This is a genomic window from Pseudoalteromonas sp. SG43-3 (assembly GCF_014164385.1).
Classification (GTDB): domain Bacteria; phylum Pseudomonadota; class Gammaproteobacteria; order Enterobacterales; family Alteromonadaceae; genus Pseudoalteromonas; species Pseudoalteromonas distincta.
In genome coordinates this window covers 344502-351042 of the sequence record NZ_JACJFC010000002.1, presented here as the reverse complement: position 1 = coordinate 351042, position 6541 = coordinate 344502, and the positions used below count along the sequence as shown (strand labels likewise).

General features: G+C 40.5%; 6 protein-coding genes. 2 read left to right on the top strand and 4 right to left on the bottom strand.

Annotated features, from left to right (window positions below; translation table 11 throughout):
• Positions 1 to 231: 231 nt before the first annotated feature.
• Positions 232 to 690, top strand: a complete 459-nt coding sequence (locus tag H5157_RS03380; RefSeq protein ID WP_182692573.1) for a GNAT family N-acetyltransferase — start codon at positions 232 to 234, stop codon at positions 688 to 690.
• Between the two features lie 122 nt (positions 691 to 812).
• Here the strand turns inward: H5157_RS03380 and H5157_RS03375 are convergent, their stop codons facing one another.
• Entirely contained in the window at positions 813 to 1493 is a 681-nt protein-coding gene (locus H5157_RS03375) for an SDR family oxidoreductase (RefSeq protein ID WP_182724136.1), read from the bottom strand.
• Between the two features lie 48 nt (positions 1494 to 1541).
• Positions 1542 to 2222 carry an SDR family oxidoreductase gene (locus tag H5157_RS03370; protein WP_182724135.1) on the bottom strand — a complete coding sequence of 227 codons (681 nt, stop codon included), beginning with the start codon at positions 2220 to 2222 and terminating at the stop codon, positions 1542 to 1544.
• Positions 2223 to 2497: 275 nt separating this feature from the next.
• On the opposite strand from H5157_RS03370, the gene H5157_RS03365 reads away from it, so the two are divergent.
• Positions 2498 to 3352 carry a mechanosensitive ion channel family protein gene (locus H5157_RS03365; RefSeq protein ID WP_182724134.1) on the top strand — a complete coding sequence of 285 codons (855 nt, stop codon included), beginning with the start codon at positions 2498 to 2500 and terminating at the stop codon, positions 3350 to 3352.
• Positions 3353 to 3433: 81 nt separating this feature from the next.
• Here H5157_RS03365 and astB read toward each other — a convergent pair whose 3' ends face one another.
• On the bottom strand, positions 3434 to 4780 hold the full coding sequence (gene astB, locus H5157_RS03360; protein WP_004334492.1) for an N-succinylarginine dihydrolase: 1347 nt from the start codon (positions 4778 to 4780) through the stop codon (positions 3434 to 3436).
• A gap of 637 nt (positions 4781 to 5417) precedes the next feature.
• Complete coding sequence (locus tag H5157_RS03355) at positions 5418 to 6524, bottom strand: L-dopachrome tautomerase-related protein (RefSeq protein WP_182724133.1); 1107 nt, start codon at positions 6522 to 6524, stop codon at positions 5418 to 5420.
• Positions 6525 to 6541 lie beyond the last annotated feature (17 nt).

Here is a 6541-nt window from a genome sequence, read left to right as displayed (position 1 = left end):
GAGGAGCCTTCAATCAATCGAACTACTGTATAAAAGGCTTTGGTTGCAGCCAAAGCTTGGGCCTCACATTACCCGAACTTGGTTAAAGTATTAATTAATTTATGGGTTTATTATCCATACAAGCAATTCAACAAGGACTAAAAACAGCGGGCTGTTTCGCTTCGCTTACATTTTAGCCCACTATTTTTAGCCTGTTAATATGGGCGTTAGTTGCCAAAAGGAATTGAGTATATGGAAATATTTCACGCCACAATAGAAGATGCAGAATGTTTACTAGAACTTCAGCGCGTAGCTTATCAATCAGAAGCTGAACTGCATAATGACTTTAATATCCCGCCTTTAACTCAAACGCTTGATGAACTGAAAGCAGACTTTGAGAAGAAAATCATTTTGAAAGTTGTTGATAACGGTAAGTTATTGGCAAGCGGTCAAGCTCGCTTAGAAGCTGGTAGTTGTCATATTGGACGCATGGCGGTATGGCCTGAACTGCATGGCCAGGGTGTTGGCTCTAAGTTGCTTTCTTCACTTGAAACTGTATTTCCAGAAGCTAATCGTGTCGAGCTTTTTACAGGGGAGTTTAGTGCTTCTAATTTAGCGATGTATAAACGCCGTGGTTATTCTGAGTTTAAAACGGCAAAGCTGGGTAAAACGAGAGTTGTATTCTTAGAACGCAATCTAAAAAGCAGCTAACAAGCTTTTATTAATGCCGAATATTTTCCCTTCATTCTATCTAGCCGGTATTTAGAATTAACAACCATCAGGTTTAATACCATTAGCATTAAACCTGACAGCTCAAACTCAACCAATCAACGTTAATTAGTCGGCATTAAATAAATCTCACGTACGCTGTTGCGCTGGTTTGCTTCAATAGCAAACAGTACAGCGTCGGCTACATCTTGTGGGTCGAGTTTATCGGGTTTTGCCTCATCAAAAAATGGGGTGTTTACCATGCCTGGTGCTATGGTTGTGCAGCGGCCATTCCATTCGCTCATTTCCTCAGCTAAGTTTTGTCCAAAGCCATAAGCAAACCATTTAGTTGCACCGTAAATCGAGCCGCCAATTGGCTTACGGCCAGCGGCAGAGCTGGTTAATATAAAGTGACCTTTGTTTTGGCGTAAATGCGGCAGGGTTAATTTTGCAGTCCACAGTAGGGCTTTAATGTTTATATCAATCATGGTTGACCACTCATCCGGCTCACCTTTTTCGGTGCCCGCGGTTGAAACGCCCATGCCTGCGTTAGCAAAGGCTACATCCAAACGGCCAAACTTTTCAATGCCTTTTGTTACTACGTTTTCAAGTGCGGTAAAGTCTGTGGCATCTGCAGCTACGCTAAGTGCGTTATTTGAGCCTAATGATTCAACTAATTTAGTTAATTTGTCTTCGCTTCTGGCGGTTAAAATGACTTTGTGGCCATTGTTAATCAGCGTTTTTGCGGTTGCTTCGCCAATACCGCTTGAAGCACCTGTAATGAGGACTATTTTTTCTTTCGCCATGATTATTTCTCCTATGTTTACATATTCAAAATTATGAGAATAGTTTTACTAATGAGTGGGTCTTAAATGTATTTCTCTGATGTTATTACGCTGATTTGCCTCAATGGCAAATAGCACAGCATCGGCAACATCTTGCGGGTATAACTTGTCAGGTCTTGCTTCATCAGTAAAAGGGGTATTTACAGCGCCAGGGGTGATGGTTGTACAACGCCCATCCCATTCACTAATTTCTTGTGCTAGGTTTTGAGAAAAACCGTAAGTAAACCACTTGCTTGCACCGTATATAGAGCCTTTAACAGCTCTGCGACCAGTTGCTGAGCTAGTAATAATAAAGTGTCCTTTGCTTTGGCGTAAATGCGGCATTGTTAGTTTTGCAGTCCACAGTAGGGCTTTAATGTTTATGTCGATCATGGTTGACCACTCATTGGGGTCGCCTTCTTCAACCCCTAAAGTGTCTAGCCCTTTACCTGCATTAGCAAAGGCAACATCTAAACGACCAAATTTTTCAATGCCTTTAGCAACTACGTTTTCAAGCGCGGTAAAGTAGGTTGCATCTGCGGCTACGCTAATGGCGTTATCTGAGCCCAATGACTCTACTAATTCAGTTAATTTATCTTCGCGTCTAGCGGTAAGTATTACTTTATGACCATTGTTAACCAGCATTTTTGCGGTTGCTTCACCAATACCACTTGAAGCGCCGGTTATGAGTACTATTTTCTCTTTTCCCATAGATAACCTCTTTTGTGAACCTTGAAAGCTTAAAATAACCATACCAATAAACGATTAACCTATATTGAATAGGCGCTATAAATTAGCCGTAAATAGGTGGGCTCTACGTATCAAAAACCATAGTTTTAACGGTATTTTTAAAGTTGAAATAAGTGATTAAAAAAGATAGGTTTAAATTTTTTATTCTATATACTCGCGCCACTTCTTTTGAAGTCGGTTTTTATTAGATTTAACCATTATTTTGCTGAGTTTCAGCCACATTTATCGGAACAAACATGAAAGATAAGCTTTTAGCGTTTTGGCAAAGCCATTCAGAAACAATCATCACTTTAGGGTACAAAGTGATTTTAGCGTTGGTGATTTTAGTTGCGAGTGCCTTAATTGCACGCTCGGTTAAAAAAGCGATTAAAAACTCTAAATCGCCATTAAAAAGAGTAGATAGTACGCTACTCCCGCTTTTATCGAGTATTGCTGGTTATTTAGTTTATATAATTGGCGGGCTATTTATTTTAGATATTTTTGGCGTTAATACGGCAAGCTTAATTGCGCTAATGGGCGCTGCGGGTTTAGCGATTGGTTTAGCCCTTAAAAATACGCTGAGCAATATTGCTGCGGGTATTATGCTGCTAATACTCAGACCTTTTAAAATAGGCGACTTTGTTGATGCCAGTGGCACACTTGGTACTGTGAGTGAAATAAACCTATTTACCACTATTTTTAAAACCACCGACGGTCTTTATATAGCATCGCCTAACGGCAAAGTGTGGGGTGGTAATATTAAAAACTTTACCCGTAACGGCAAAAGACGAATGGACATAGTGGTGGGTATTTCGTATGCCGACTCTATTGATGTTGGCTTAAATGTGCTTAAAGAATTAGCCGCATCAGAGAGCCGATTACTTGCAGAACCTGCTCCTAAAGTAATGGTGACATCAATAGGCGAAAGCGCAGTAAACATTCAATTACGTGCGTGGGCTGTTAATGGTGATTATTGGCAAACCGTGTGGGATTTAAATAAACGTGTTAAAGAAGCAATTGAAGGCGCTGGGCTGAGTATTCCGTTTCCGCAGCGTACGCTGCATATATCTGAGTCTATGGCATCGGCCATAACTGTTAACAAAGATACTTAAATATGTATTAACATAAACACAAATAAAAATAGCGAGTCTTGGCTCGCTATTTTTGTATTCGTCTTTGTGTAGGCTGAGGTATTAACCTTCTAATTGAAAGTCGTACACTGAACCTAAATTAAGTAATTGCGTTAGCTCATCAAGTGCTTGGTAGCTTTCGGTGAGTAGGGCTGAGTCTGCAAAGTCACTTGCGCCTAATTTGTCGCGGTAGTTACGTTTTGCCCAGTCACACAGTTGTGTGTATTTAGTATCAGTTAAAATAACCTCTGGGTTTACTGCTGCAAGTTCTTGTTCGTTAAGGGCTACACGTAAACGCAAGCAAGCTGGGCCGCCGCCATTTTGCATACTTTGGCGTAAATCAAAAAACTGTACTTGGTTTACTGGGTTATCAGCCATGATCATTTCTTCAATGTAGGCGTTAACTGCGCTGTTGCGTTTACACTCTTGTGGTGCCACTAACAGCATTGAACCATCTTCAAGGCTCACTAACTGGCTATTAAATAAGTAACTACTTACAGCATCGGTAATGCTTACTTTATCGGTAGGTACTTCAATAATATAAAATTCTTTATTGCCCACATACGCTTCGCGAATATCTTGCAGTGCCAAAGCTTGGTTTAAAAATGCTTGCTGGTGGCACAGTAATACGTTGGCGTTACCTACTGCAATTACATCGTTATGAAACACGCCTTGATCTATTACGTCTGGATTTTGCTGTAGTAAAATTTGGCTTGAATCTTTTAAGTTATGTAAGCGACAAATTGCTTCTGAGGCTTCGAGTGTTTGCCTTGCAGGAAATTTAGCTGGTTTTGGTAATTGGCTGTTAAACGCGCTGGCACCAAATACAAACATTTCAAGGCCTTGCTCGCCGTGGCTGTCACAAAAACGAGTATGGTTTGCTGCACCTTCGTCGCCAAAAAAGCCTTGGTCGGGTAAATGGGTATGATGCGCAAAGTATTTGTCGTTATTAAACATCGCTTTTAATAAGCGCGTAGTGGTTGCAGGCTCTAATGAACGATGAAACTTATTATTTAAATTAGCTGAAGTAAAATGTACTTTGCCGTCGGTTGTATCAGGAGATGGCGATACCGTAGCTGCATTTGCTGTCCACATTGCTGACGCTGAATAACACGCGCGTAATAAAATAGGATCAGCTTTAAATGCTTTGTGAATTACTTGTGCATCATTACCGGTAAAGCCTAAGCGGCGCAGTACGTTTAAGTCGGGGCGCGCATGAGGGGCAAATACACCTTGAGTTAGGCCTTTGTCGTGCATGGCTTTCATTTTTTCAAGGCCTTGAAGCACTGCCTCTTGAGGATTTGAAAAGCTTGCTGCGTTATTTAACGAGGCAACATTACCATACGATAAACCAGCGTAGTTGTGAGTAGGGCCAACTAAGCCATCAAAATTAACTTCCAAAGCGTGCATACACGTTCCAACTAAAAATTTTCAATAGGATGCAACAATACAACGCATTAGGGCTGCTTGCAAAGTTATAAACGCAGTGTTTTTACTAATTTTTTCGACGTTTTTAAATGTGGAGTTTATTACAAGGGGGTTGTTTTAATATTGAACGATTAATTTGAAGTTTAAATAAAATGTACACATAAATTTCATAGTGTGCAAAAGCTTAGCCTAAAGTAGGTTTATACATTTAAGCTTTATGCCAAGCCTTTACACAATACGATGTTACTTAACATAGACGCGCTCTTTATCAGCGGTGGTATGGGTATTTGTTGGATCATTAACTTGCCAAACGCTAATATCTAAACGCCATAAAAGGTAAAGGGTATGGTATAAGTTGAACATGGTTTTTCCTTGGTATTTTCACTGAACACATCAGTTTATTGGAAGAAGTATGCCAACATTAACTTGAATATTTTATGAATAGAAATCAGGTATTTAGTATTTAAGTGTAAATACGTACTAAAGGATTAGCACCAAAGCGGTGAAGTATTTTTAAAATATGCACCAGTGTGGTGTGTTTTTAACAAAAAGCCCTGCAACTATTAGGTCACTTAAATGTGCAAGGCTTTTTAAAAAATACAGTCACTCAAAAAGCAAATTAGCGGCCTACTTTTCCTTTTACTAAAGGCTCGAACGACATTACTTTAAACTTACCGTGGCTTTGATTTTTGCCATTATTAAGTACAGGCGAATTATGTAAGTCGTCAACGGTAAAGTATATTTTATTATCGGCTCCGTAGCTAAAGCCATCAGGCCAGCTCAAACGTTCGTCTTTAAATAATACTTCGTAGTCGCCAGTGGGTTTAACTACGCCAATTGCGCCATTGGTTATGTCGGTTACATATATGTTACCGCCGCCATCAACAATAATACCATCTGAAATTGGCTTAGTGCCGTAACGCGTAACTTTGTCTTCAAGCGCTTTAGCCGAAAGGCTCTCGTTATTTATATCGCTGGTGGCAATGCGGTAAACCGACGTACCCGACATTGAGCCAAAGTAAAGCCAGTCTTCGTTAGGGTCAAGCGTAATAGGGTTAACACCTAAGCGGGCTGGTTGTCCGCCAAGGCTCATTATGCGCCCATCAATAACCATATCGATATTTTCGGCGGTGGTGTAATGGCTATTTTGTAACACTCTGCGTGCGACACCTGTTTTAAGGTTTACCGTAATAATAGCGGCTTGGCTGCCTTGGGCTGTGTCGGCAATGTATACAACGCCATGTTTATTATCGATGACTAAATCGTTTAAAAACGAGGTGTCGGTAATGGTTGGTTTAGCCAGATAAATGATTTTATGTAGTTGCTCTTTGTTTGTATCCCAACCTACTAAGCGCCCAGCGTGATCGGGCCCTGAGGTGTCGAGCATCCATAATACACCATCGCTTGATACGTTTATGCCAAGTACGTCGTAAAAACCTTTACCGTTATTGTACGCGTATGCCCACTCTTCATTAGGATAGGGCTTAGTTGTACCATCGCTTAAAAGCTCCATAATTTTTTGCTTTTGGCCAAAAAAGCCATGCACAGATAAAAACTTTCTGCCCGATGGGGTAATAGCAATGTTGCCCGGAGGGTGCTGCGCATCAAATGTGGCTACTGTTTTTAAATCAGCATTTTGATTATCGGTATTAGCAGATACGGCGTTGCTACCTAAAAGAGCCGTGCTACACGCCGCTGCTAATAGTAGTTTTTTAATATGAGTCATTTTTAAAACCTTTTAAA

What these genes read in the sequence shown, in the direction of transcription:
- H5157_RS03380 (WP_182692573.1), top strand. Translation starts at nt 232, where the DNA reads ATGGAAATATTTCACGCCACAATAGAAGATGCAGAATGTTTACTAGAA.
- H5157_RS03375 (WP_182724136.1), bottom strand. Translation starts at nt 1,493, where the DNA reads ATGGCGAAAGAAAAAATAGTCCTCATTACAGGTGCTTCAAGCGGTATT.
- H5157_RS03370 (WP_182724135.1), bottom strand. Translation starts at nt 2,222, where the DNA reads ATGGGAAAAGAGAAAATAGTACTCATAACCGGCGCTTCAAGTGGTATT.
- H5157_RS03365 (WP_182724134.1), top strand. Translation starts at nt 2,498, where the DNA reads ATGAAAGATAAGCTTTTAGCGTTTTGGCAAAGCCATTCAGAAACAATC.
- astB (WP_004334492.1), bottom strand. Translation starts at nt 4,780, where the DNA reads ATGCACGCTTTGGAAGTTAATTTTGATGGCTTAGTTGGCCCTACTCAC.
- H5157_RS03355 (WP_182724133.1), bottom strand. Translation starts at nt 6,524, where the DNA reads ATGACTCATATTAAAAAACTACTATTAGCAGCGGCGTGTAGCACGGCT.